The organism is Legionella feeleii (assembly GCF_001467625.1).
Lineage (GTDB): Bacteria > Pseudomonadota > Gammaproteobacteria > Legionellales > Legionellaceae > Tatlockia > Tatlockia feeleii.
Map to the genome: position 1 here is coordinate 1 of NZ_LNYB01000025.1, position 23,124 is coordinate 23,124.

A 23,124-nucleotide genomic window follows, 5' to 3' on the forward strand; every position below is an offset into this window, starting at 1 on the left:
TCCTTTTGTTGATTATGTTCTTGGCGAACAATCAACAGGATACGCCACCTAATTTATTTTTCACATACACCAGATTCGAGCATAACTCCATAGGAAACCGGGAACTGTAAAAACGAGAATCATAGCATAACTCGGAGTCATTAAAGTCAACTTCACCGGGCAACAGGATGATGCCTATAGTAAGAACAAGAAGCTTCAGAATTTCACCAGACCTACGGTAATTAGGTATTTAGCAAGCCTGAATACTGGCATAAAATTAGCTTGTAAAATTGTGTTTTATCTTTATAAAGGTAAATTTTACATTAATGAGATGTAAGTTCTTCACTTAAGGTAAATTTTTGTTAGACTAGACAGGGAAATATTCCTAACGATCAACAACGGAGAATGATTATGAAACGTTTAGCCCTTCTGGCAGTTACTGCATGTTTAGCAGTTTTACTGTCTGCTTGCGGTGATAAAGCAGAGAAAAAAGCAGAAGACAATGCTGCAACTACTGTAGAACAAACTCAGCCAGCCAGTACAACTGATACAACTGCACCTAGCGATGCTAACAAGCCTGCTGAACAACAAAATTAATAATAGTTTCTATATAGAATTCAAAACCCCGCTGTGACTTGCGGGGTTTTTTTTAAAGAAAATCGAGATCCAAAATGGATAACCTAGAGCATCTGCTTATTAATTTGACCGATATATTACGGGAAAGGAATTTAAGAATTGCCACGGCTGAATCCTGTACCGGTGGTTTACTTGCCGGTTTACTTACGGAGTTGCCGGGAAGCTCGGTTTGGTTTGATCGAGGATTTGTTACTTATAGCAATCAGGCCAAACAGGATATGTTAGGTGTTAAAGAATCCTTAATCCATTTCAATGGCGCCGTGAGTTTGCCTGTTGCTGAAGCGATGGCCTGTGGGGCTTTATCACGTAGTCGTGCTGATATTACCTTATCAGTAACTGGAGTTGCTGGCCCTGACGGGGGTAGTCCGGAAAAACCGGTAGGAACGGTTTGTTTTGCCTGGGCTATGGCAAATTTACCGGTACAAAGCCGACGTTGCCATTTTCAAAATGCATCGCGGCAAAAAATACGCCATCTTGCTTGTCAACGCGCATTACAAGGTGCAATTTCTTTGTTAAATCAAACAACAAAATAAGTTCTCATTGTTCATGCTAAGGTCTGCCATAGAGCCTTAGGAGAGGGGAGCACTCGCACTTAAATTTAGGCTAATTCTAAGTTTGCTGCGGACCCATATCTGTGTGATAATTTGCGCTTTGCATACTACTACGGTGGGTGACCTATGGAAGACAATAAACAAAAAGCATTAAGTGCCGCTCTTGCTCAGATTGAACGTCAATTTGGAAAGGGTTCAGTAATGCGTATGGGCGATAATAATGCTGTGCGTGATATTGAAGCCATTTCAACGGGTTCATTAGGGTTGGATATTGCTTTAGGTATAGGTGGTTTACCCAAAGGGCGAGTTGTTGAAATTTATGGTCCCGAATCCTCAGGTAAAACGACATTGACTCTGCAAGTTATTGCCGAGTGCCAGAAAAAGGGTGGTACTGCTGCCTTCGTTGATGCTGAACATGCGCTGGATCCCAGCTATGCGGCCAAACTCGGTGTGAATGTTGATGAGCTACTGGTTTCACAACCAGATACCGGTGAGCAGGCTTTAGAAATTACGGATATGCTGGTTCGTTCTGCTGCAGTGGATGTTATTATTGTCGACTCTGTCGCCGCATTGACTCCTAAAGCCGAAATTGAAGGGGAAATGGGTGATACTCATGTTGGTTTGCAGGCTAGATTGATGTCGCAGGCCTTGCGTAAATTGACTGCAAATATTAAACGCTCCAATACATTGGTGATCTTTATTAACCAGATTCGTATGAAAATTGGTGTCATGTTCGGTAATCCTGAAACGACTACAGGTGGAAACGCATTGAAATTCTATGCTTCTGTGCGTTTAGATATCCGACGCGTAGGTTCAATTAAGAAAGGTGAAGAAGTTTTAGGTAGCGAAACCCGAGTGAAAGTCGTTAAAAATAAAGTGGCACCACCTTTCAAAACGACTGACTTTGATATTCTCTATAATGAAGGAATTTCTCGTGAGAGTGAAATTATCAATCTTGGCTCACAGTTAGGGCTCATTGAAAAATCTGGAGCTTGGTACAGTTATAAAGGCGAAAAAATTGGTCAGGGTAAAGACAATGTTCGCTTGTATTTGAAAGAGAATCCACAAATTGCTGCGACCCTGGAGCAACAAATCAGAGCAGAATTGTTAACTAAAAAGCCGCCTGTAGAAGAATTTGAAGAAGTTAGTGAGTCTATGGATGACTAAAGCCTTGGACTGTGCAATGCGCCTGCTTGCCAGGCGCGAGCATGGTGCACGCGAATTGGCAGATAAATTGGCACAAAAAGGTTATAATCGGCAGGAAATTAATGAAGCAATTGCCGAATGTCAGCGCCTTGGTTTTCAGAGTGATCGTCGTTTTGTTGAGGCTGTATGTCATGCTCGTATCCGTCAAGGCTGTGGTCCTCTTAAAATTCATCAGGAGTTGCAAGCCAAGCACGTTGAGTCCGAATTGATTGATGAAATTTTGGTAAGGGAAGCAGATCATTGGCTGGATCATGCCTTAGCTGTATGGCATAAGAAATATAAAAAGCAGGATCAGGTTTCTTTTGCCGAGTTACAAAAACGGCAGCGTTTTTTATTGTACCGTGGATTTCCCACCGATGTTATCGCTAGAGTTATGAAAGAAATTTAGGAACTATTGATATTTCTACTATCTTGGCACTGATGCCTTGATTTTCTGTGCTTCGTTGCTCTCATACTATCATGTATGTTCCGCTGCAATGCTCGAAAATCAAGGCATAAACACTCAAGCTAGCGAAGTGTCAACAGCTCCTGGGAAAGGTAAGTGAATGGGTGAGGAGAGGGGTTTGGTTTGTCCAAGCCAACTCCAGATATTATATTGTAATAATAACCAGTAGATTCTAAGAGCATGAAAAGTTCAGAAATCAGACAAGCATTTTTAGATTATTTTGCTGCACGAGGCCATCAGATAGTTGAGTCGAGTCCACTTGTGCCTGGAAACGATCCAACTTTGTTATTTACAAATGCGGGGATGGTGCAGTTTAAAGACACCTTCCTGGGTTTGGAAAAACGTTCTTACAGCCGCGCGGCCAGTTCTCAACGATGCGTTCGGGCTGGTGGTAAGCATAATGATCTGGAAAATGTTGGTTATACGGCACGACATCATACTTTTTTTGAAATGCTGGGTAATTTTAGTTTTGGCGATTACTTCAAGCGTGAAGCGATTCAATTTGCCTGGGAGTTTCTGACCAAGGTGTTGAAATTACCGAGTGAACGGTTATGGGTTACTGTCTATGAAGATGATGATGAAGCAGCCGATATCTGGTTGAAGGAAATCGGGGTTTCCGCTGAGCGTTTTTCTCGTTGTGGTGAAAAAGATAATTTTTGGTCTATGGGTGATACTGGTCCCTGTGGCCCTTGTACAGAAATTTTTTATGATCATGGTCCTGAGATTGCCGGCGGACCTCCGGGAACGCCTGAAGCAGAGGGTGATCGTTACATCGAAATCTGGAATTTGGTTTTCATGCAGTTTAATCGCGATAAGGAGGGCCAGCTTCATCCTTTGCCTAAGCCTTCTGTGGATACTGGTATGGGACTTGAACGTATCGCGGCAGTGGTCCAGGGAGTACATAGTAATTATGATATCGATAGTTTCCAGTATTTAATTCATGCGATCTGCAAACTGGCTCCACCTACGATTAATCCGGAGCATCCTTCGTTAAAAGTGATTGCCGATCATATTCGTGCCTGTTCATTCTTGGTTGCTGATGGTGTAATGCCCGGGAATGAAGGTCGAGGTTATGTTTTACGCCGTATTATTCGCCGCGCAATTCGTCACGGCAATAAGCTGGGTTTACCTACCCCGTTTTTCTCTAAATTGGTTCCGGCTCTCATTACCGTCATGGGCGAGGCTTACCCTGAGTTAGTAAATAACCAAAAACAGATAGAACGTATTTTAGCGCAGGAAGAAAACCAATTTGCTCGGACACTTGAGCAAGGTTTACGTTTGCTGCAGGAGAAAATTCAAACTCTGAAAGGAAAAGCAATTCCGGGTGAAATGGCGTTTAGACTGTACGACACTTATGGTTTTCCCGTGGATTTAACAGCGGATATCGCCCGCGAATCAGGGCTTTCCATTGATATGGCTAGTTTTAATCAGGCCATGCAACAACAACGCGAGTTGTCGCAATCAGCAAGTCAGTTTACTACGGATTACTCAGTTTCAAGCCAATTGGATGAAGCATCAGTCTTTCATGGCTACGAAAAAGACAGTATGCAATCTACGGTTACCGCTATGCTTTGCGATAGCGTTAAAGTAGATAAATTAACGGCAGGCAGTAAAGCAGCTGTGGTTCTTGAAAACACGCCTTTTTATGCCGAAAGCGGCGGTCAGGTTGGTGATCGTGGTCAACTTCTGGGCGATAACCTTATTTTCCAGGTAGAGGATACCCAGCGAGTGGGGCAAGCAATTGTCCATTACGGCCAATTGTTGCAGGGGGAGCTGTCTATTGGGCAAACAATTAATGCCAAAGTTGACTCTGCGAGACGGAATGCAATCCGCTTAAATCATACGGCAACTCATTTATTACATGCAGCCTTAAAAGCTATTGTTGGTCCTCATGTTCAACAGAAAGGTTCACTGGTTGATGCTGAACGGGCACGTTTTGATTTCTCACATTTTGAAGCACTAACCTCCCAACAGTTACGCCAACTGGAAAATTTGGTGAATGATAGGATACGTGCCAACGATGAAGTTGAGACTCAGATTATGTCGCTTGATGAGGCAAAGCGCAGTGGGGCTGTAGCGTTATTTGGTGAAAAATACAGTGATGCTGTAAGGGTACTTTCTTTAGGGGATTTCTCCAAAGAGTTATGCGGCGGCACCCATGCGGCAAGAACAGGTGATATTGGCTTGTTCAAAATCACAGCAGAATACGGTGTGGCAAGTGGTGTAAGACGTATAGAAATGGTAACTGGTGCTTACGCTCAGGCTTGGATTAACGAGCAATTGGGGATTTTGGATGAAGTTGCGCAAAAACTTAAAACAACCCCAGCCAATGTCTCTGATAAATTGTCACAATTTTTGCATGATGCAAAACAGCAGGAAAAAGAATTAACACGCTTGCAGGCCAAGTTGGCGGCAAAATCCGGTACTGATCTGCTTTCTCAAGTTCAGGCCGTAAATGACGTTAACTTATTAGTGAAGCAATTGGATGGCATGGACAGTCAAGCGTTGAGGACAACTTTAGATCAATTGAAATCCAGTTTGGATCAGGCTGTCATTGTGTTGTTTGCTATTGAACAGGAGAAGATGAACGTTGTTGCCGGAGTGAGCAAGAATATTTTGGGCCGAGTGCCAACCGCCGCTATGCTGGTAAAACATTTATGTGGCAAGGGCGGGGGCCGTGATGATATGGCCCAGGGTGGAGGACGTGTTCCGGATGATCTGGAAGAAAAGATTGCCCAGATTAAGACCATGATTGTTGAGCACGTGGGTTAACATAAAAAAGACGGGGCGCTGAAATGGCATTATTAGTGCAAAAATTCGGGGGAACGTCGCTTGCTACGCTAGAACATATTAACCATGCAGCGGATTTAGTGGCAAAAGCAAAGCAAGCAGGCCACAGTGTGGTAGTCATTGTATCAGCAATGAGTGGGGAAACGGACAGACTCATTAATTTAGCGCATAGTATCAGTGAATACCCAGATGAAAGAGAGTATGCCGCACTTGTTGCTACTGGCGAGCAAGTGTCTATGGCTTTGATGGCGATGGCCTTAATTAATCGCGGCATTAGTGCTCGTTCTTATACGGGCGGACAGGCAAGAATTCATACCTGTAGCCAATTTAAAAAAGCACGTATTCAGGCAATCGATACCCAGCCGATCCTCAAAGATCTTGAGCAAGGTACCGTTGTGGTTATTGCTGGTTTTCAGGGCATTGATAAAGATGGCAATGTGACGACTTTAGGCCGTGGTGGTTCGGATACAACCGCAGTAGCTATTGCTGCTGCTTTAAAAGCAGATGAATGCCAGATTTATACTGATGTGGATGGTGTTTATACAACTGATCCCAGGGTTGTACCTGATGCTAAGCGTTTAGAGCAGATTACCTTTGAGGAAATGTTGGAGCTATCCAGCTTAGGGGCAAAAGTTTTGCAAATTCGTGCCGTTGAATTTGCCGGTAAATATAATATTCCTTTGCGTGTTCTATCTTCATCACAGGAAGGACCTGGAACCTTAATTACCTATCAGCAAAAGAGCAGTATGGAAGCGCCTCTGGTTACAGGCATTGCTTTTAGCCGTAATGAAGCCAAGGTTACTTTATCGGGGGTACCTGATGCGCCAGGTATTGCTTCTGGTATTTTATCCGAAATTAGTGCAATTGGTGTGAATGTCGATATGATCGTACAGCATTTATCGGCTAATAATAAAACCAATTTTACCTTTACTGTCCACCGTGATGAATACCAGGCGACCTTGAAACAACTGCGTAAAGTAGCTAAGGAATTAGGCGCCGGTGATGTGGTAGGTGTCAGTAATCTAGCTAAGTTGTCGCTTGTGGGCTCGGGCCTTAAGAGTCATCCAGAGGTAGCCTCAATCATGTTTAAAACCCTTGCTTCGAAGGGTATCAATATACAACTGATTGCGACTTCAGAAATTAAACTCTCAGTCCTCATTGATACCGCCATGCTTGATGAGGGTGTACGTGAGTTACATAGCGTTTTCCATCTTGAAGATGATAGTCGCGATGAATCACGAATCATGCCGGTGAATGTAGCACAGGAATGTTTGGTCGCTGCGAGTAAATTATAAAGCAGATCAAGATTGTGTGTTTTCCCATGCAATCTTGGTTTTGTCTCAAGCAAATGCTGCCATTGTGGATTGGCATTGTACTTTAAGAGAAAGCGGTAATTTGTAATTAAAGGAGTTAATTATGAGTTTTCTTAGTGAATTTAAACAATTCGCTATGCGCGGCAATGTGATGGATCTTGCTGTTGCCGTCGTAATTGGCGCTGCTTTCGGTAAAATTGTTTCTTCACTTGTCGATGGGATTATCATGCCCATTATCGGTCTCTTAATGGGTGGCATTAATATTACTGATAAAACCTTTAAAATTGGTGCAGCAGTAGTTAAATGGGGTGCCTTTTTACAGACCATCATTGATTTTACAATTATTGCCTTTGCGATCTTTGTTGCCATTAAATTCATTAACATACTGCAGAAAAAGCAGGAAGAGACTGAAGAAAAAATTGGTAAGGAAGAAGCGATCCTGATTGAAATTAGAGATCTGTTACGCGAAAAAACAAGTAAAAAATGAGCGAGCAGAGCTGCCGGGTGAATTTGTATATCGATACTATTCGCAGTCTCCCAATTTAAAGGCCCACTACTTAATCATCAAATAAATCCTGTGAATCTTTATGCCCCGGATGATTCGATAAAGATCTTGGGAATAATTAATCGATTGGTCAAATAAGGACACTTTCATTGTCGCTTTAAGTAATTAAAAATAATATAAATAGAATGTTGTCAATTTGTTTTTAAATTTATTGTAGTCCCATCGCAGTGAAGAGGGCTGCAAGAGCGCTATCGAAAGAAAAATTTTGATATTAAGTGCTTATTTTTAGACTAAAATAAGGAGTGAAGCTATTGATAGGGAAAATTCATGAGCGACTTACTTAATCTCTTTGCCATCATTATTGTGTTTGGCGTGATTTTATGGGCAGTCAATGTGTTTATACCCATGCCCGGTGCAATTAAAAGCTTGCTTAACCTTTTGGTTTTAATTGTACTAATTATTTATATCCTCCAGTTTTTCGGGCTTATTCATAATGTGTTGCCGACGATACGGCTATTTAAGTGACAAAGCTAAAAGGACATTCTCTTATAAAGAAAAGAGGGCAGGCAGCGAATGATGGCCATGATATAACGCCAAAAAAAAGGGTGATAAAACAGGCGTTTTCCATTTTTGGCGGCCTGCCAACAGGCTTCAGCACAAGCTTTGGGCGGTGAAGCATAAAAAATGCCTGCTATCCCATAAGTTTGCACTGTATCAATGAAACCTAGTCGGGCGATAGTAATTTTTGTATCGTTTTCTGCTGACTGTTGTAAACCTTCCAGATAAATTTCAATAGCGGCTTTGCTGGCACCATAAAGGCTATTCTTGGCTCGGCCTCGGCAGGCGGCTACTGAACTTAAGAAAATCAACTGATGAGTAGCCTGTTGTTTGCGCAAATAACAGTTAATCAATTGAACCGTGCTCAAAACATTAATTTTAATTAATTCTTCTATATTATGAGCATCCAAGGCATTGTTTTCTACAATATGGCTATAGGCGATAAATAGAGCTAACTCATTTGGGTGTTGACTTAAAATTTCTGTTAAATGCGTTAGGTCACCGGCAAAATCGGCAATCAGAAAATCACACTGAATATGATGGCGCAAGCGTATATCAGCACTAATAACCTCCAGCTGTGCTTGATTTCGAGCAATCAGCAATAGTGTATAACCGGCTTGAGCAGCGAGATGTGCAAATTCTTCAGCGATGATGGAGGTCGCGCCTAAGATGACCCAGGTTTTTATGGTCATGATGTGAGTCCTAAACGATGACTAAGATCAGAGTGCATAACACTTTTGTAATGGATTAATAATTTCTTAAATTGCTCATGATTGGGGTATTGTTGTTGGAATTGTTGTGGGGTCAAGAACATATCTTTCGCCAAATAAATTTTCCCCTGGATCTTGGTAATAAATTCATTCAGATTGCGAATGACTTCTTGTGCTGCTTGATTGTTAATAAAATCAATTGCCAAAGTAAACCCTGGTCGCACAAAGGACAATAAACCACTACCCGCTTGCGTCAAGTATTTCAGCACGGCTAGGGTTGGTGTTGCCTGACTGGTATGAATGATTGCGAGTAATTGATTTAAGGTGTTGTGGGCTGTGTTGCTGTCAAATATTGCTTGAAACTGTAATAGTCCCTGGTTGCCATAGAGACGGTTCCAATGTTGAATGGAATCGAGTGGGTTATTAAACTGGCGGAGGGATAGAATTTGCCGGTTTGTTTTCTTGCTCTTGAAATAATAGCGATTAAAATGTTTCATTACCCAGCGATTGACCAGGCGAACGGGTAATTTAGGTATACTAAAATGTGACAGTGACTCTGGGGCTTCCAATTCGGTATGGTTAGCAAGGGATAACACAGCGTGGGGTTCATTAAGTAAATCAAGCCAGGCTACTTGATAATCGTATTGGCAACCGCCTTGTTGCATGCGTTGGAGTAAGGTTTCGAACTCACTGTATTTTTCAGTTTCTACTGCTACAAAAGGGGATTTCTTAAGCATTTGCAGGGCAACACGTGTGATAATGCCTGTTAAGCCCAGGCCGGCTATGGTGGCATAAAATAAATCGCTATTTTCAGCAGGGCTGCAGCGTAAAGATTGCTTCCCTAATTGCAAATCCAACCAGTTCAAATGCTGGCCAAAACTACCCGCATGAGGGTTGTTTTTACCATGGACATCATTGGCAATACCGCCTGCTACCGTAGCACGCAAAGTACCTGGTATAACAGGAGGAATATAGTGTGGATGCACTAAAAAAAGCTCCGCAAATGTGACCCCTCCCTGGCAGACCAACTCGCCTGATAATTCATCAAAGGACAGGAAGTGATTCAACCGCCTTGTATCAACAATGCCTCCATCGTTGTTAAGACAACAATCACCATAGCTCGAACCATTACCGCGCGCGAGAAGGTTATCCCTGGCGGTCAATAGAGATTGAATTTGCTGTTCATTATCAGGGCGAAAACAATCCGATGTAGTTTGTATAGCGTGACTGAAATTGGAAAGCCGTTTGTTTTTGCTGAGCATGTCTGATCACTAAAGGCAATTGAAAGTTAAGTTTGGCACATTTTCTTAAGAAGTGTAATTATTGGATTAGCCCTAAAAAACAAATCGGAATAAAAGGAATTTGCCAGCGCCAGATCTTTAGTCACCGACCAAGACAGATTATGCCAAATAGTTGACAATGTTTTTTTTAGCTGCCAAATAAGCTAAAGATAATCTAATATCTTATTGATAATAAATAAATTTATTAACTGGCACGTACTTTGCTTAAGGAGTTAAAGCTATAAGTTTTAATGACTTATAGAGTTACTTTTAAGACAGGATGGCTATGGCTGAAAAAGACGTTTTATCGCAGGAAGAAATTGATGCACTGCTAAATTCAGTAGATAGTGAGGAAAATTCCGCAGCAGCTGCTGGCGCTAATGCTGCACCTGCAGCCATCGAAGACGAAGAGGACGAACCTACTGAGAGCCTGAGTCGGCCGACTGAGCATGTGCAAGTTCTTAATTTTGCTAATCAAGAACGAATTGTTCGTGGTGAATTGCCAGTTCTTGATAAAATTCATGACCGAGCTGCCAGATTTTTTACAAATGATATTTATCAATTGATGGCGAAGGATTTTGACATTAAACAAGAGCCTTTAGCTATTGTTAAACATCGAGAATTTATGGGTGGTTTACCCAACCCTACCTTAATGACCATACGTCGTTTCAAACCTTTGCGTGGTAAAGCGCTAATCCTGTTTGATAGCACGTTTGTCTATGATCTGGTGAATTATTATTTTGGTGGTAGTTCGCAATTTCTTGCGCAAAAAGATCGCACAGACTTTACTGCTACAGAGCTGCGAGTGATGGAAATTATTATTAGCAAATTGGTTCGTAATATTCAGCAGGCTTGGGCTCCGATTATTAAATTGGATGCATTAAAGGTCGGGGATGAGACTAACCCGCAATTGGTTCATATTGGTGAACCTAATGAGTTGTTATTAGTTAGTCGTTTCAATCTGGATTTTGGTAAAGAGTCGGGTTCTTTTTCTTTCGTTATTCCTTATTCCATGGTTGAACCAATCAAACAACAGTTAGAACTTGGGGCGGCCCGGCCGGATGATGAAATTGATCCAAACTGGATGATGTCTTTACGAGAAGAGTTGATGGAAGTTGAGTTAACAGTAAGTGCAGCGATGGCAGAAACCCATACTAGCCTCGGCCAAGTTATGAGTTGGCAGGCAGGCGAGTTCATTCCCTTGGAAATGAAAGAGATAGTGACTTTAGACATTGAAAATACACCTAGTTTTACCGCTACACAGGGCAGTGCTAATGATAAAAGAGCAGTAAAAATTATAAAGAAAATAAATTATTAGGGGAGTTGAATGAGCGATCAAACGGAAACAGAAGTAACTGCGAATGCCCAACAACCAAATGTCGCACCACAGGATGCTGATGCGGAAAAAATGGAGTTGGTTTTAGATATTCCTGTTGTAGTGACTGTTGAAATTGGACGTACCAAAATGACAATACGCAACTTGTTACAACTTAATCAAGGGGGAATTGTTGCTTTAGACCGCCTTGCTGGTGAGCCCTTGGATGTTTTAGTGAATGGTACGCTGGTTGCTCATGGAGAGGTAGTAGTAGTCAATGACAAATTCGGTGTGCGTCTGACTGATATTGTTAGTAAAACAGAACGAATCAAGCGTTTACGATGAGAATTTCTTTTTTTCTATTCCTCGCTAATTTATTACCCTTAACTGCTGAGGCTGCCACCTTATCTTCTAAGGCTGCAGCAATTAGTAGTGGGGAGTTAATGCGTGTAATTGGTGGATTATTACTGGTAGTCCTGGTGATTGTTTTTCTATCCTGGCTATTGCGGCGTTTAAATGGGGCAGGATTAGCGAATACAAGTGGATTTAAAATCATTGCCTATATGAACTTGGGGACAAGGGAAAAAATTATGTTGGTGAAGGTAGGAAATCGCATTTTACTGTTGGGCGTAGCTTCAGGAAGTATTAATACGTTGCATGATTTTGGAGAAGAACTACCTGCAGGTTTTGAAGCCGAATCCAAGGCATCCTTTACTGCGTTTCTCAAAACAGCGCTGGGTAAGTCTTAAGATGAAAAAAACGCTTCTCCTAACTTGTTTTCTGGGCCTGTTTTTAGGGCCTTGGCTGGCTCAGGCAGCGACTACCTCTTTGCCTGCTGTGACCGTTTCTCAAGCACCAGGCGGTGGCCAGACGTACAGCGTTAACTTACAAATATTAATTTTTATGACGTTGTTAAGCGTCTTGCCAGGTTTATTAATGGCAATGACCGCATTCACACGCATCATCATTGTTTTGTCCATTTTACGACAGGCTATTGGTATGGCCCAAACTCCAACAAACCAAATCTTGATAGGCATCGCTCTTTTCATGACGTTTTTTGTCATGTCGCCCGTTTTTAATCAAATTAATGAACAGGCCTTAAAACCTTATCTTGCTGATAAAATAGAGTTTCCACAAGCAATGGTAAAGGCTCAGGAACCCTTGCGCCTTTTTATGCTGAATCAGACACGTAAAAATGATTTGTCGCTTTTTCAAAAATTCAGTAATCAATCTTATGTTTCACCGACCGATGTACCTATGACTGTTTTGATTCCTGCCTTTGTTACCAGCGAATTAAAAACAGCTTTTCAGATTGGGTTTCTTTTATTTTTGCCGTTTCTAATCATTGATTTGGTCGTGGCTTCTGTGTTGATGGCAATGGGGATGATGATGTTATCGCCATTGATTATTTCTTTACCATTCAAAATTATGTTGTTTGTCATGGTAGATGGTTGGACACTCGTGTTGGGCTCACTGGCATCCAGTTTTGCCATAACGTAGGAGGGGCTCATGACGCCTGAAACAGTCGTATCGCTCTTTAGTGAAAGCGTATATGTAATGATTATCATGCTGACCGTCTTGATTATTCCAGGACTTATTGTTGGTTTATTGGTTGCCATGTTCCAGGCGGCGACTCAAATTAACGAGATGAGTTTAAGCTTTATTCCTAAGCTATTTATTACCTTTTTGGTATTGGTTTTTGCTGGACCGTGGTTATTAAAAACGATCATGAACTATACCGATAATTTGATTACTAACATTCCCTATTTGATAGGCTAATCATGAATCTAAACTATCAAACTGTGATTAGTCAGTTTAGCCAGGTGATTTGGCCTTTACTACGTATTAGTGGTTTATTTATGACTATGCCGCTGATTTCTTCCGTGCTTGTACCGATGAGAATCCGACTTGTTTTTGCCATGACTTTGGCTTTTTTATGTGCGCCAGCAATTTCAACAAGCCTTAGTTTTTTACATTTTAACAGTGCCTATGTAGCCTTTATTGTGCATGAACTATTACTCGGTTTGTTAATGGGATTTGTTTTGCAATTGGTTTTTCAAGTCTTTGTTCTTGGTGGGCAGGTGATTGCCATGCAAGCAGGATTAGGTTTTGCCACCATGGTGGATCCGGCAAGTAAAGCAAGTGTGCCTTTAGTCAGCCAGCTCTATTTAATGATGATGAGTTTGACGTTTTTATCACTGAATGGCCATCTTGCCGTGCTAGATGCGCTGTTAAGCAGCTTTCGTCAAATGCCCGTAGGTACAATAGGGGTTGGTTTGTCTGCAATAGGCTCAGTGCTGACTTTTTCTGGATGGATGTTTAAAGAAGCCGTATTAGTTTCCTTACCAGCTATCTTGTCGCTGCTGATTGTCAATCTGGCTTTTGGTGTAATGACTCGGGTGGCACCGCAATTAAATATTTTTTCTATGGGTTTTCCTATTACGTTGCTAATGGGAATAGTGATTATCCGTATCAGTTTACCAGGTGTTTCGGCACAAATTGCCGATAGTTTGGAGCAGGGAATGCAACTTATTATAGGATTATTGCACTGATGGCTGAAGACGAACAACAGGCACAGGAAAAAACCGAACAGCCCTCGCTTAAACGCTTAAAGGAAGCACGTGAAAAAGGCCAGGTTGCACGTTCAAAAGATTTTAATGCAACCGTGATTTTACTATTTTCTGGAGGGGGTTTTCTTATTTTTGGCCATTACTTATCTGAGCAATTCATGATGATGATGCGTCAATCTTTTGACTTTAACAGCTCCATTTTAACAACGCCAAATCTAACTTTGGAGAGACTTTATTTTTTGGTGACAGCAGGATTTTGGGCTGCTTTACCCATTCTGTTATTCATCCTTCTATTTTCTTTGAGTGCGCCGCTTTTAATGGGTGGTTGGGTTTTTAGCCTTGAATCCCTACAACCTCAACTATCGCGTTTAAGCCTGTTAAAAGGTTTAAAGCGAATGGTGTCACTGAAAGGTTTGGTGGAAATGGTTAAGTCATTGGCGAAATTTCTATTGCTCTCTATTATCGCTATTTTGGTGTTGCGATGGCAGATTCCTGCCTTACTTGCTCTGGCTGGCTTTCCTCTGGCTGGGGCAGTTGGCAGTGGTTTAATGATTGTCGCAATTTCTTTTCTGATGATTAGTGCCAGTCTTATTTTTATTGCCCTTGTGGATGTGCCTTTTCAATTACATGAACACAACAAGCAATTAAAAATGACTAAACAAGAACTTAAGGATGAATACAAGGAAACGGAGGGTAAGCCGGAGGTTAAGAGTCATATTCGGCGTACGCAGCAAGAAATGGCAAAACGGCGAATGATGAGTGATGTACCGAAGGCAGATGTAGTGCTTACTAACCCCTCACATTATGCAGTCGCATTAAGTTATAAACAAAATGGCAATCGGGCTCCGGTAGTAATAGCAAAAGGGAAGGATTTGATTGCGTTGCAAATTAGTCGAGTCGCTCTCGCCAATGACGTACCTTTATTAACATTACCACCTCTGGCACGTGCTATTTATTTTTCTACTGATTTAAACGCAGAAATTCCCAGGGGTCTTTATGTCGCTGTAGCACAAGTCCTGGCTTATATTTTTCAACTTAATGATAAGCGGAACTATGAAAGAGAGCCGGCTATCTTACAAGATTTGCTCATTCCTGATGAGCTAAAACGGAATGCTGAGGAGAATCTTTGATGAATGCGATTTTACAAACTATACGTCAATGGATGCAGCAAGGGTTGGGTACACCGTTGATGCTCATCATTATGTTGAGCATGATGATGTTGCCTCTGCCGGCATTTTTTCTCGACATTTTATTTACCTTTAATATTGCGTTGTCTTTAGTGGTATTACTAGCGGTGATTTATAGTGAAAGGCCGCTCGATTTTGCTGTTTTTCCTACAGTAATTCTTATTACAACTTTATTGCGTCTGGCCTTGAATGTGGCATCGACGCGTATTGTTTTACTGAATGGTCATACGGGCACAGATGCTGCGGGACAGGTTATCAAATCGTTCGGTGAAGTGGTTATTGGTGGGAATTATGCTGTGGGTTTGGTGGTATTTATTATCCTCGTAGTCATTAATTTTGTGGTTGTAACCAAAGGTGCTGGACGTGTTTCAGAGGTAAGTGCGCGCTTTACCCTTGATTCATTGCCCGGTAAACAAATGGCGATTGATGCTGATCTTAATGCTGGTTTAATTACTCAGGAGCAAGCCATTAATCGCCGTTTGGAAGTAGCGCAGGAAGCTGATTTTTATGGTTCCATGGATGGTGCCAGTAAGTTTGTACGCGGGGATGCTATAGCAGGTATTTTAATTTTACTGATTAATATTATTGGTGGTTTGATAATTGGTGTTTTACAGCATGATATGGGGTTCATGGATGCTTTGCATAATTATATTTTACTGACTATCGGTGATGGTCTGGTAGCGCAAGTTCCTTCTCTGGTTCTATCTACCGCGGCAGCTATTATGGTCACCCGTGTATCAACTGCACAAAATATGAGTAATGCAGTGATGATGCAAGTCTTTGGCAATCCTCGTTCCCTCATCATTGCTGCTGCGATTATAGGTCTTATTGGTTTAATTCCCGGTATGCCTCATATTGCTTTTTTACTATTAGCAGCAGGTTTGGGTGGGATTGCCTTCTTGCTGATTAAACAAAATAAACAAAAAGCCAAGGATGACAAGGCTGTTGAAAGCAATGCCAATGTAATCAATGAACCGCTTGCATCGGATTTGTCTTGGGACGATGTAAACCCTGTTGATGTGATTGGCCTGGAAGTAGGGTATCGTCTTATTCCCCTGGTTGACAGCTCACAAAGTGGTTTATTGTTAGCGCGAATTAAAGGGGTACGGAAAAAAATATCCCAAGAACTTGGTTTCCTTATTCCAACCGTTCATATACGTGATAATCTTGATCTTAAGCCCAATCATTATCGTATTAGTTTGGCGGGCGTCATTATGGGCGAAGCGGCTATTTTTAGTGAAAAATGGTTGGCTATTAATCCAGGACAGGTATTTGGCGAGTTAGATGGTCAACCAACCCGTGATCCAGCCTTTGGTTTGGAGGCAGTATGGATTAACGAGAATCAAAAAGAGGTGGCGCTTACCTACGGTTATACGGTTGTAGATGCATCCACCGTGGTTGCAACACACTTAAGTCAAATTCTTGAGCAAAATAGCCAACAGTTACTGGGTTATGAAGAAACCCAGCAATTATTGGATAAATTAGCAACTACCTCTCCAAAATTGGTAAAAGAATTAGTGCCGGATACTTTATCGCTTGGTGCGGTCTCTAAAGTTTTACAAGGTTTACTGATTGAACATATTCCTTTATCAGACATTCGCACGATTGTCGAAACATTGGCAGAAGCTGCGCCAAAATCCAAAGATCCTGATTACCTCATCAGTCAGGTCAGGGTTGCCTTATCGCGTCTGATAACGCAAAAAATTAGTGGTTTAAATGAAGAATTGCCAATTATCACCCTAAAACCCGAGTTGGAACAGTTATTGCAAAATACTATTCAGAACAGTAGTCATGGGGTGAGTTTCGAACCGGGAATGGCAGATAAAATACAACAATCCTTGATGCAGCTTGCCGCTCAGCAGCAGGCGAAACAAGAGTTGGCTGTACTGGTAGTACAACCTGGAATACGAACTGTTTTGGCACGTTTTGTGCGTAATATTTCCAATAATCTACATGTTTTATCGTATCAGGAAATACCTGATAACAAACAGATACGGATTATTGGTACTGTAGGCTAATAAGGTGGAGGCCTTATGAAATTAAAGCGTTTTGTTGCCAAGGATACACGTAGTGCAATGCAACAAATCAAAACGACCTTCGGTCCTGATGCAGTGATCTTATCCAGTAGTCGTGTTGAAGGTGGGGTTGAAATAGTTGCTGCCGTCGATTTTGATGAGTCAGTCATCACGGCAACTGCTGCGGTGGCGAGCATGGAGCCAGCTGGTCAAGCCGGAGGAAAAGATATTTCATCGCCTCTGGATGATATGCGGCAGGAAATTCAAACTTTGCGGGGTATGTTAGAGGCGCAATTACGAGGTTATACCGGGCATGGGGAACAGCCTTTGCATACCGTACTCATGCAAAAATTATTGCAGTTAGGGGTCAGTCAACATACCGCTTCTCTTCTAGTCAGCAAAGTTAATCCAAGTCTTAATCAACAGCGTGCCTGGCAACAATTGCTTGGCTATTTTTCAGATGCCTTGCCGATTCGTGATTCACGACGGATCGAGGAAGGCGGAATTTACGCCTTTGTTGGACCCACTGGTGTTGGAAAAACAACCACACTGGCAAAAATTGCCGCTCGCTTTGTTCTGCGTTTTGGTGCTGAAAATTTGGGGTTGGTAACCATGGATACTTACCGGATTGCTGCCCATGAGCAATTGATGGTTTACGGGAAAATTTTGGGTGTCCAGGTATGCGTGGCTCAAGATGATGTCTCTTTGAGTCGGGTTATCAGACAACTGAACGATAAAAAATTAATTCTCATTGATACCGCAGGAATGAATCCAGCCGATGAGCGTGTGGCGACTCAGATGAATCTATTGAGTTCCCGTTTGCATTCCATATCGACAGTGTTGGTTTTACCAGCTACGAGCCATTACCAGGTTTTAAATGAAGCCATTAGTTGCTATCAGCGCGATCGAATTGAGCAATGCATAATTACCAAGCTGGACGAATCCTTCGTTTTAGGTGGGGTATTAAGTGCAATCGCAGAAACAGGCATCGAAATAAGTTATTTAACGAATGGGCAGCGAGTACCTGAAGACATTAAAGTGGCTACCCGGCATCAATTGCTTGAGCAATTTATGGAACAGGAACGCAAAGTAAATCTGAGCAATAGCAACGAACTTAAGACTGATGTTGCAAGGGGGATTTATGTCGAAGGCTAAAAAGATATTGGATCAGGCAGCAGGACTTCGTAATTTATCCCGTTCTAAACCGGTTAAAGTGATTGCTGTGTCAGCAGGGAAGGGCGGTGTTGGCAAAAGTAATGTATCTGTCAATCTCGCAGTCGCTTTAGCCAAGAAAAATAAAAATGTCCTTCTACTGGATGCTGATTTAGGTTTGGCAAATATTGATATTATGCTGGGCCTGCACACCAAATATAATTTATCGCATGTGGTGCAGGGACTTTGTCATCTCAGTGACATTATGTTGCAAGATGCGAGTGGGATTCGTGTTATCCCGGCCGCATCAGGAACAGAGCACATGACACAATTAAGTCCCGCGGAGCATGCTGGCATCATAGATTCATTTAATGAACTGACTGATGATGTCGATTACATGATAATTGATACTGCGGCAGGAATTTCCGACACGGTCTTAAGTTTTGCCCGCTCATCGCAAGAAATCATTGTAGTGGTTTGTGATGAACCTACGTCACTTACAGATGCTTATGCGCTCATCAAAGTCATGTCCAAGCGTTATAACTGGAGTCATTTTCATGTACTGGCCAATATGGTGCGCTCTACCCGTGAAGGCCGGGAATTATTTAACAAACTCTACCGTGTTGCAGAACAGTTTTTAGATGTGCGCCTGGATTATTTGGGGGCTATCCCTTTTGATGAACGAGTCCATGAAGCAGTAAAAAAACAAAAACCAGTGCTTGTTGCTTATCCTGACTCGCATGCGGCAAAAGCACTGCTACAATTAGCTGAGACGGTTGAGGATTGGCCACTGAAGCAATCGCTGGGAGGTAATACCAGCTTTTTTCTTGAGCGTCTAGTGGCTGGCGAACACTGAAAAGGGTGATTTCAGATAGAAACACTAAGGAGAACGTCGTGGATGCTTTGGCAGCATACGGCAAGGTGAACCAACAAACCCAGGAAGCATTAGTTAAAACACATGCGTTAATGGTAAAGCGTATAGCACATCATTTACTGGGTCGGTTACCGCATTCTGTGCAGCTTGATGATCTCATTCAGGCGGGTATGTTAGGGCTGCTGGAGGCAGTCAGGCATTATGATTCAACCAAAGGCGCCTCTTTTGAGACGTATGCGGGAATCCGCATCCGGGGACATATGTTGGATGAAGTTCGCCGTAATGATTGGGTGCCACGCTCAGTGTATCGTAATGCGCGAATGATTTCCGAGGCAGTTAAAAACGTCGAAAACCGTTTAGGACGAGATGCTAAAGATCATGAAATAGCTGCCGAGCTCAAACTAGGCCTTGATGAATACCATGAGATGCTCAAAGATTCAGCGGGAAGCCAGCTGTATGGGTTCGATGATATTGGTGTAACAGATGATAGTTTAAAAGCTGAGACAGGCAATGCTTCAACAGAACCCCACATTAATGCCTTACATGATGATTTGATTAGCCACTTGGGTCAGGTTATTGAAGGATTACCGAAGAATGAGCGTTTAGTATTGTCCTTGTATTATGAACAAGATTTGAATTTAAAAGAAATTGGCGAAGTGTTGGGGGTAAGTGAATCCCGTGTCTCGCAAATTCATAGCCAGGCAACGCTTCGCATTCGGTCTCGCTTATCGGAGTGACAAAGAAATTATGGACGGGTTGACCTTACTTGGTTTAATTACAGCGTTTTTGGCGATTATCATAGGCCAGATGATTGAGGGTGGCGATATCCACTCCCTGATGAATTTGCCTGCTTTACTGATCGTCCTTGGCGGCACCCTGGGGGCTGTGATGATCCAAACACCCTTCCGGACGTTTATTCATGCATTCAGAATTCTGCCGTGGATTTTTCGGCCGCCACAACAACCTTTTGATAGGAGTCGTGAGCAGTTAATTGATTTGTCCCGGCGCGCAAGGCAATTTGGTTTACTCTCGTTGGAAGAACACATGGAAAGGGAGAAAAACCCCTTAATGCGTCAGGGTCTCGAGCTTTTAGTAATTGGCGTAGACAAACAAACAATAAGGCAAGTACTGGAAGCGGAAATGATACGCTGCGAAGAGCAAGACTTGCGTGCGGCCCATGTGTTTGAAAGTATGGGGGGCTATAGCCCGACAATTGGTATTTTGGGGGCTGTACTTGGTTTAATTCAGGTGATGCGTAATTTAGCTGAACCCAGTGAATTGGGGGCTGGTATTGCGGTGGCTTTCGTAGCAACTATTTATGGGGTCGGTTTGGCTAATTTAATGTTTCTACCTATCGCAAATAAAATCAAAAGTTGTATTGCAAATCAAATACATCACGATGAAATGATTGTTGAGGGTCTGGTTTCGATGGCAAGCGGTGAGAGTCCAAATATGCTAAACTTGAAGTTAAACAATTATGGACAACATCATCAGCATGCGCGGAAGAAAAAGTAAAGCTGTAGCTCATGAAGACACCCACCGTTGGATGGTATCCTATGCTGATTTCATTACTTTGCTCTTTGCTTTTTTTGTCGTTATGTACGCTATTTCCTCAGTGAATGTGTCCAAATACAAATCGTTAGCTGAGGGCATGCATTCTGCGTTTACCAAAAAGGGGCAGCATCAATCCGTGGCTGAAATTGCCTCACGAAAAGAAGCTAAAAGTGCATTAGAGAACCCTATTCAGGAAAAGGATCAATTTAATGAATTAATCAAAGCCTTGTCTGATTTACAAGATTCTGATTACCATATGAATCCACAAGATGGCTGGATTGAGCTGGATATTAAAGCAGGCGCTTTGTTTGACAGCGGTAGTGCGGACTTACGACCCATTGCTGTGGTGAAACTGATGCAATTAGCTGACGTTATACGCAAACTCCCTTATCCAATTGCTCTGGAAGGGTATACAGATAATGTCCCCATTAATACACCGCAATATCCTTCAAATTGGGAATTATCTTCAGCAAGAGCAGCTTCGGTGGCTCGTTGTTTGACAACTTTTGGGGTGGATCAGAGTCGTATTACAGTGACAGGTTTTGGGGAGCAGTATCCAGTAGCCGATAACGGTACAGAAGAGGGACGCGCCATGAACCGGCGTGTTAGCCTGATTATTGCCAAAGACAGGACAGTACCACGGCTATTCAATCCGGAAATGAGCTATAAGATTGACAAAGAGGCTGCTGATAACGAGCAAACACAGAGCAAAGAAGGCAATGTAGTTGGTAATAGCCAAACGGAAACACCTAATAAGGATAATAATAAGGAAAACCCATGATAATTTTCTGTACTGGAATAATAGTTGGCGTGCTTTTTTTGGGCTTTATTCTCCATTATCACAAGCACCTGGCTGATTTAAGGCAGCAGGTGGCTGCATTAAGTAAAGAGATAACGCAATATCAACATCACCACAGTTTGTTAGTGAATGCGGACTTAGTGTTTGCTAAACAGCTCAATGAAATAAATCGGCAATTTGTGAGTATGGATAATCAGTTACAGGCGCTAGAAAATAAGCGTGATAACGACGGTAGTTATCAACATGCTTTGCGTATATTAGAAATGGGCGGGGATAAAGAAGAGATAATTGGTAGTTGTCATCTTTCCAATGCTGAAGCGGAGTTACTCATGAATTTGAATGCCTATCGCACAGTAATCAAGAAAACGCCGCAAACTAACCTATAAAATACCAATCACTTTCTTTGCGCGGACAGGTTTTGTCAGAGTTCTGCGCAACGGAAATCCATCTAGCTAATTATTTTTTCACTGGTTTGTGAAATGCTTTCCCGCGGGAAAACCTTAGGCCTTGGCCAAACGTTCTGGGCTCTGTTTGAAAATCTCGAAGCTATACCTAAGGAATGTCGCCATGACTAGCCGGCCAATAGAAATTCTTGAAAATATTTTTACTAGCTTGTAAAAAGAGCTTCTAAACTGTCTGTTTTTCCTTCTTGTTTCTGTGTATCATCGGCGACAAAAGTGTACTTATTATTAACTAAAAAAGGGAAAGGATATGAAACTTGCTAATAATGCTTTGCGCACAAAAAACATGATTGCGTTACTTCAAGACATGGGTATTAAGGTAGGAAAGAAAGATGAGGGCAAGGCTGAAGTTAGCTGCAAGGATGAACTGGTTATTTTGAAGCCAGCCTCACAGGAAGAGGCTGAAAATTTTGCTGGAGAGATACAAGCACTGCTTCAAACAGGTAAAACAAAACCTGCCGTTCAACGCTTCACCCTGAATGATTTACTGAATGCTGAAATTGATGCGGCTACCTGCGTGAATGTTCAAATGACTGAAAAGAACAAACGATCATTACGGGCCTTGTTACCTATTTTAGAACTTGATTTTGCGCTCGATGCAGAGCAAGAATACCTGGACATCAAGCTTCCCTCCATAGCCTATGCGCCTCTGTTTGGCTCCTTGACTTATAAGTACTTAAAGCTTGACGGGGAAACTCTAAAGTTCAATGTTAAAGAATTTTTAAAAGATCATCGCGAGGAACTCGTTTTAATTGATGGGGAAGCCCCATTATTGTTATGTGATGCAGAGCAATTTGAAAAGAAAAAAGTATTTTATGCGCAAAAACGGTTAGATGAAAACGAAGTAGAGGTGACGCCGCATGTTTTTATTCCCTATGCGGCCAAGCCTCCTGCCTATACGTTTGTTCTAGATACTAGTGGGAGTATGGATGAAAAATATGGGACATATGGTACACGCCTCCAGCAGTTGCAAAAGAGCGTAATAAAATTTGCTGAAGCATTGTATGCGTTTCACCCTGATGCCACCATCAATATTAAACAATTTAACAATACGATAGGCCATGTCGGTTCCTATAAAAAGGGAGATCTGACGACTTTGCGTATGCAGGTTAACGGCTTAAAAGCAAAGGGAGGGACTAGGTTCAATCACCATTTAATTATGCCCAAATAGCAATGGCAGCGAGAGCAATGGACGAGATAAAAATGGAGTCACAACGGTCATAT

General features: G+C 42.1%; 25 protein-coding genes. 23 read left to right on the plus strand and 2 right to left on the minus strand.

The window, feature by feature from the left end:
- The first annotated feature begins 390 nt into the window (after positions 1-390).
- From Lfee_RS04180 to Lfee_RS04215, 8 genes are all read left to right on the plus strand, one after another.
- A complete protein-coding gene (locus Lfee_RS04180) occupies positions 391-576 on the plus strand; it encodes a hypothetical protein (protein WP_058444190.1) in 186 nt (61 codons plus the stop codon).
- 74 nt (positions 577-650) lie between these two features.
- The gene (locus tag Lfee_RS04185; protein WP_058444191.1) at positions 651-1,148 is read left to right on the plus strand and encodes a CinA family protein; all 498 of its coding nucleotides are present in this window, start codon (positions 651-653) and stop codon (positions 1,146-1,148) included.
- 144 nt (positions 1,149-1,292) lie between these two features.
- Positions 1,293-2,333, plus strand: a complete 1,041-nt coding sequence (gene recA / locus Lfee_RS04190) for a recombinase RecA (protein ID WP_058444192.1) — start codon at positions 1,293-1,295, stop codon at positions 2,331-2,333.
- Positions 2,326-2,760: a recombination regulator RecX gene (gene recX / locus Lfee_RS04195; protein ID WP_058444193.1), complete on the plus strand. Its 435-nt coding sequence runs from the start codon at positions 2,326-2,328 to the stop codon at positions 2,758-2,760. Before recA ends, recX begins: the two co-directional genes overlap by 8 nt.
- A 237-nt stretch (positions 2,761-2,997) precedes the next feature.
- On the plus strand, positions 2,998-5,589 hold the full coding sequence (gene alaS / locus Lfee_RS04200; protein WP_058444195.1) for an alanine--tRNA ligase: 2,592 nt from the start codon (positions 2,998-3,000) through the stop codon (positions 5,587-5,589).
- Between the two features lie 23 nt (positions 5,590-5,612).
- Complete coding sequence (locus Lfee_RS04205; RefSeq protein WP_058444197.1) at positions 5,613-6,902, plus strand: aspartate kinase; 1,290 nt, start codon at positions 5,613-5,615, stop codon at positions 6,900-6,902.
- 121 nt (positions 6,903-7,023) lie between these two features.
- Positions 7,024-7,407, plus strand: a complete 384-nt coding sequence (gene mscL, locus Lfee_RS04210; RefSeq protein ID WP_058444199.1) for a large-conductance mechanosensitive channel protein MscL — start codon at positions 7,024-7,026, stop codon at positions 7,405-7,407.
- A gap of 345 nt (positions 7,408-7,752) precedes the next feature.
- Positions 7,753-7,950, plus strand: coding sequence for a Thivi_2564 family membrane protein (locus Lfee_RS04215; protein WP_058444201.1), 198 nt, complete (start codon positions 7,753-7,755; stop codon positions 7,948-7,950).
- A gap of 5 nt (positions 7,951-7,955) precedes the next feature.
- Here Lfee_RS04215 and Lfee_RS04220 read toward each other — a convergent pair whose 3' ends face one another.
- Both Lfee_RS04220 and Lfee_RS04225 read right to left on the minus strand, forming a co-directional pair.
- A complete protein-coding gene (locus Lfee_RS04220) occupies positions 7,956-8,675 on the minus strand; it encodes an SDR family NAD(P)-dependent oxidoreductase (RefSeq protein ID WP_058444202.1) in 720 nt (239 codons plus the stop codon).
- Entirely contained in the window at positions 8,672-9,955 is a 1,284-nt protein-coding gene (locus Lfee_RS04225) for an FAD-binding oxidoreductase (RefSeq protein ID WP_058444203.1), read from the minus strand. Before Lfee_RS04225 ends, Lfee_RS04220 begins: the two co-directional genes overlap by 4 nt.
- 304 nt (positions 9,956-10,259) lie before the next feature.
- Here Lfee_RS04225 and fliM point away from each other — a divergent pair, with 304 nt between their 5' ends.
- From fliM to Lfee_RS04300, 15 genes are all read left to right on the plus strand, one after another.
- Positions 10,260-11,291, plus strand: a complete 1,032-nt coding sequence (fliM, locus tag Lfee_RS04230; RefSeq protein WP_058444204.1) for a flagellar motor switch protein FliM — start codon at positions 10,260-10,262, stop codon at positions 11,289-11,291.
- 9 nt (positions 11,292-11,300) lie between these two features.
- Positions 11,301-11,633, plus strand: a complete 333-nt coding sequence (fliN, locus tag Lfee_RS04235) for a flagellar motor switch protein FliN (protein ID WP_058444205.1) — start codon at positions 11,301-11,303, stop codon at positions 11,631-11,633.
- Positions 11,630-12,037 (plus strand): flagellar biosynthetic protein FliO, encoded by a 408-nt coding sequence (gene fliO / locus Lfee_RS04240; protein WP_058444206.1) that lies wholly within the window; start codon positions 11,630-11,632, stop codon positions 12,035-12,037. Before fliN ends, fliO begins: the two co-directional genes overlap by 4 nt.
- 1 nt (position 12,038) lies before the next feature.
- Entirely contained in the window at positions 12,039-12,788 is a 750-nt protein-coding gene (fliP, locus tag Lfee_RS04245) for a flagellar type III secretion system pore protein FliP (protein WP_058444207.1), read from the plus strand.
- A gap of 9 nt (positions 12,789-12,797) precedes the next feature.
- Positions 12,798-13,067, plus strand: a complete 270-nt coding sequence (gene fliQ / locus Lfee_RS04250) for a flagellar biosynthesis protein FliQ (protein ID WP_058444209.1) — start codon at positions 12,798-12,800, stop codon at positions 13,065-13,067.
- 2 nt (positions 13,068-13,069) lie between these two features.
- Entirely contained in the window at positions 13,070-13,840 is a 771-nt protein-coding gene (gene fliR / locus Lfee_RS04255) for a flagellar biosynthetic protein FliR (protein WP_058444211.1), read from the plus strand.
- Positions 13,840-14,988: a flagellar biosynthesis protein FlhB gene (gene flhB, locus Lfee_RS04260; protein ID WP_058444213.1), complete on the plus strand. Its 1,149-nt coding sequence runs from the start codon at positions 13,840-13,842 to the stop codon at positions 14,986-14,988. The genes fliR and flhB overlap by 1 nt, the downstream gene beginning before the upstream one ends.
- Positions 14,988-17,063 (plus strand): flagellar biosynthesis protein FlhA, encoded by a 2,076-nt coding sequence (gene flhA, locus Lfee_RS04265; protein ID WP_058444215.1) that lies wholly within the window; start codon positions 14,988-14,990, stop codon positions 17,061-17,063. The genes flhB and flhA overlap by 1 nt, the downstream gene beginning before the upstream one ends.
- Before the next feature lie 15 nt (positions 17,064-17,078).
- Positions 17,079-18,215: a flagellar biosynthesis protein FlhF gene (gene flhF, locus Lfee_RS04270; protein WP_058444217.1), complete on the plus strand. Its 1,137-nt coding sequence runs from the start codon at positions 17,079-17,081 to the stop codon at positions 18,213-18,215.
- On the plus strand, positions 18,202-19,068 hold the full coding sequence (locus Lfee_RS04275) for a MinD/ParA family protein (protein WP_058444219.1): 867 nt from the start codon (positions 18,202-18,204) through the stop codon (positions 19,066-19,068). Before flhF ends, Lfee_RS04275 begins: the two co-directional genes overlap by 14 nt.
- A 38-nt stretch (positions 19,069-19,106) precedes the next feature.
- Positions 19,107-19,823: an RNA polymerase sigma factor FliA gene (locus Lfee_RS04280; protein WP_058444221.1), complete on the plus strand. Its 717-nt coding sequence runs from the start codon at positions 19,107-19,109 to the stop codon at positions 19,821-19,823.
- 10 nt (positions 19,824-19,833) lie between these two features.
- Positions 19,834-20,601, plus strand: a complete 768-nt coding sequence (locus Lfee_RS04285; RefSeq protein WP_058444223.1) for a flagellar motor protein — start codon at positions 19,834-19,836, stop codon at positions 20,599-20,601.
- Positions 20,582-21,421, plus strand: a complete 840-nt coding sequence (locus Lfee_RS04290) for an OmpA family protein (RefSeq protein WP_064088344.1) — start codon at positions 20,582-20,584, stop codon at positions 21,419-21,421. The genes Lfee_RS04285 and Lfee_RS04290 overlap by 20 nt, the downstream gene beginning before the upstream one ends.
- Positions 21,418-21,825, plus strand: coding sequence for a DUF2802 domain-containing protein (locus Lfee_RS04295; protein WP_058444225.1), 408 nt, complete (start codon positions 21,418-21,420; stop codon positions 21,823-21,825). Before Lfee_RS04290 ends, Lfee_RS04295 begins: the two co-directional genes overlap by 4 nt.
- Positions 21,826-22,150: 325 nt before the next feature.
- Positions 22,151-23,071 (plus strand): VWA domain-containing protein, encoded by a 921-nt coding sequence (locus tag Lfee_RS04300; RefSeq protein WP_058444227.1) that lies wholly within the window; start codon positions 22,151-22,153, stop codon positions 23,069-23,071.
- The last annotated feature ends 53 nt before the right edge of the window (positions 23,072-23,124 follow it).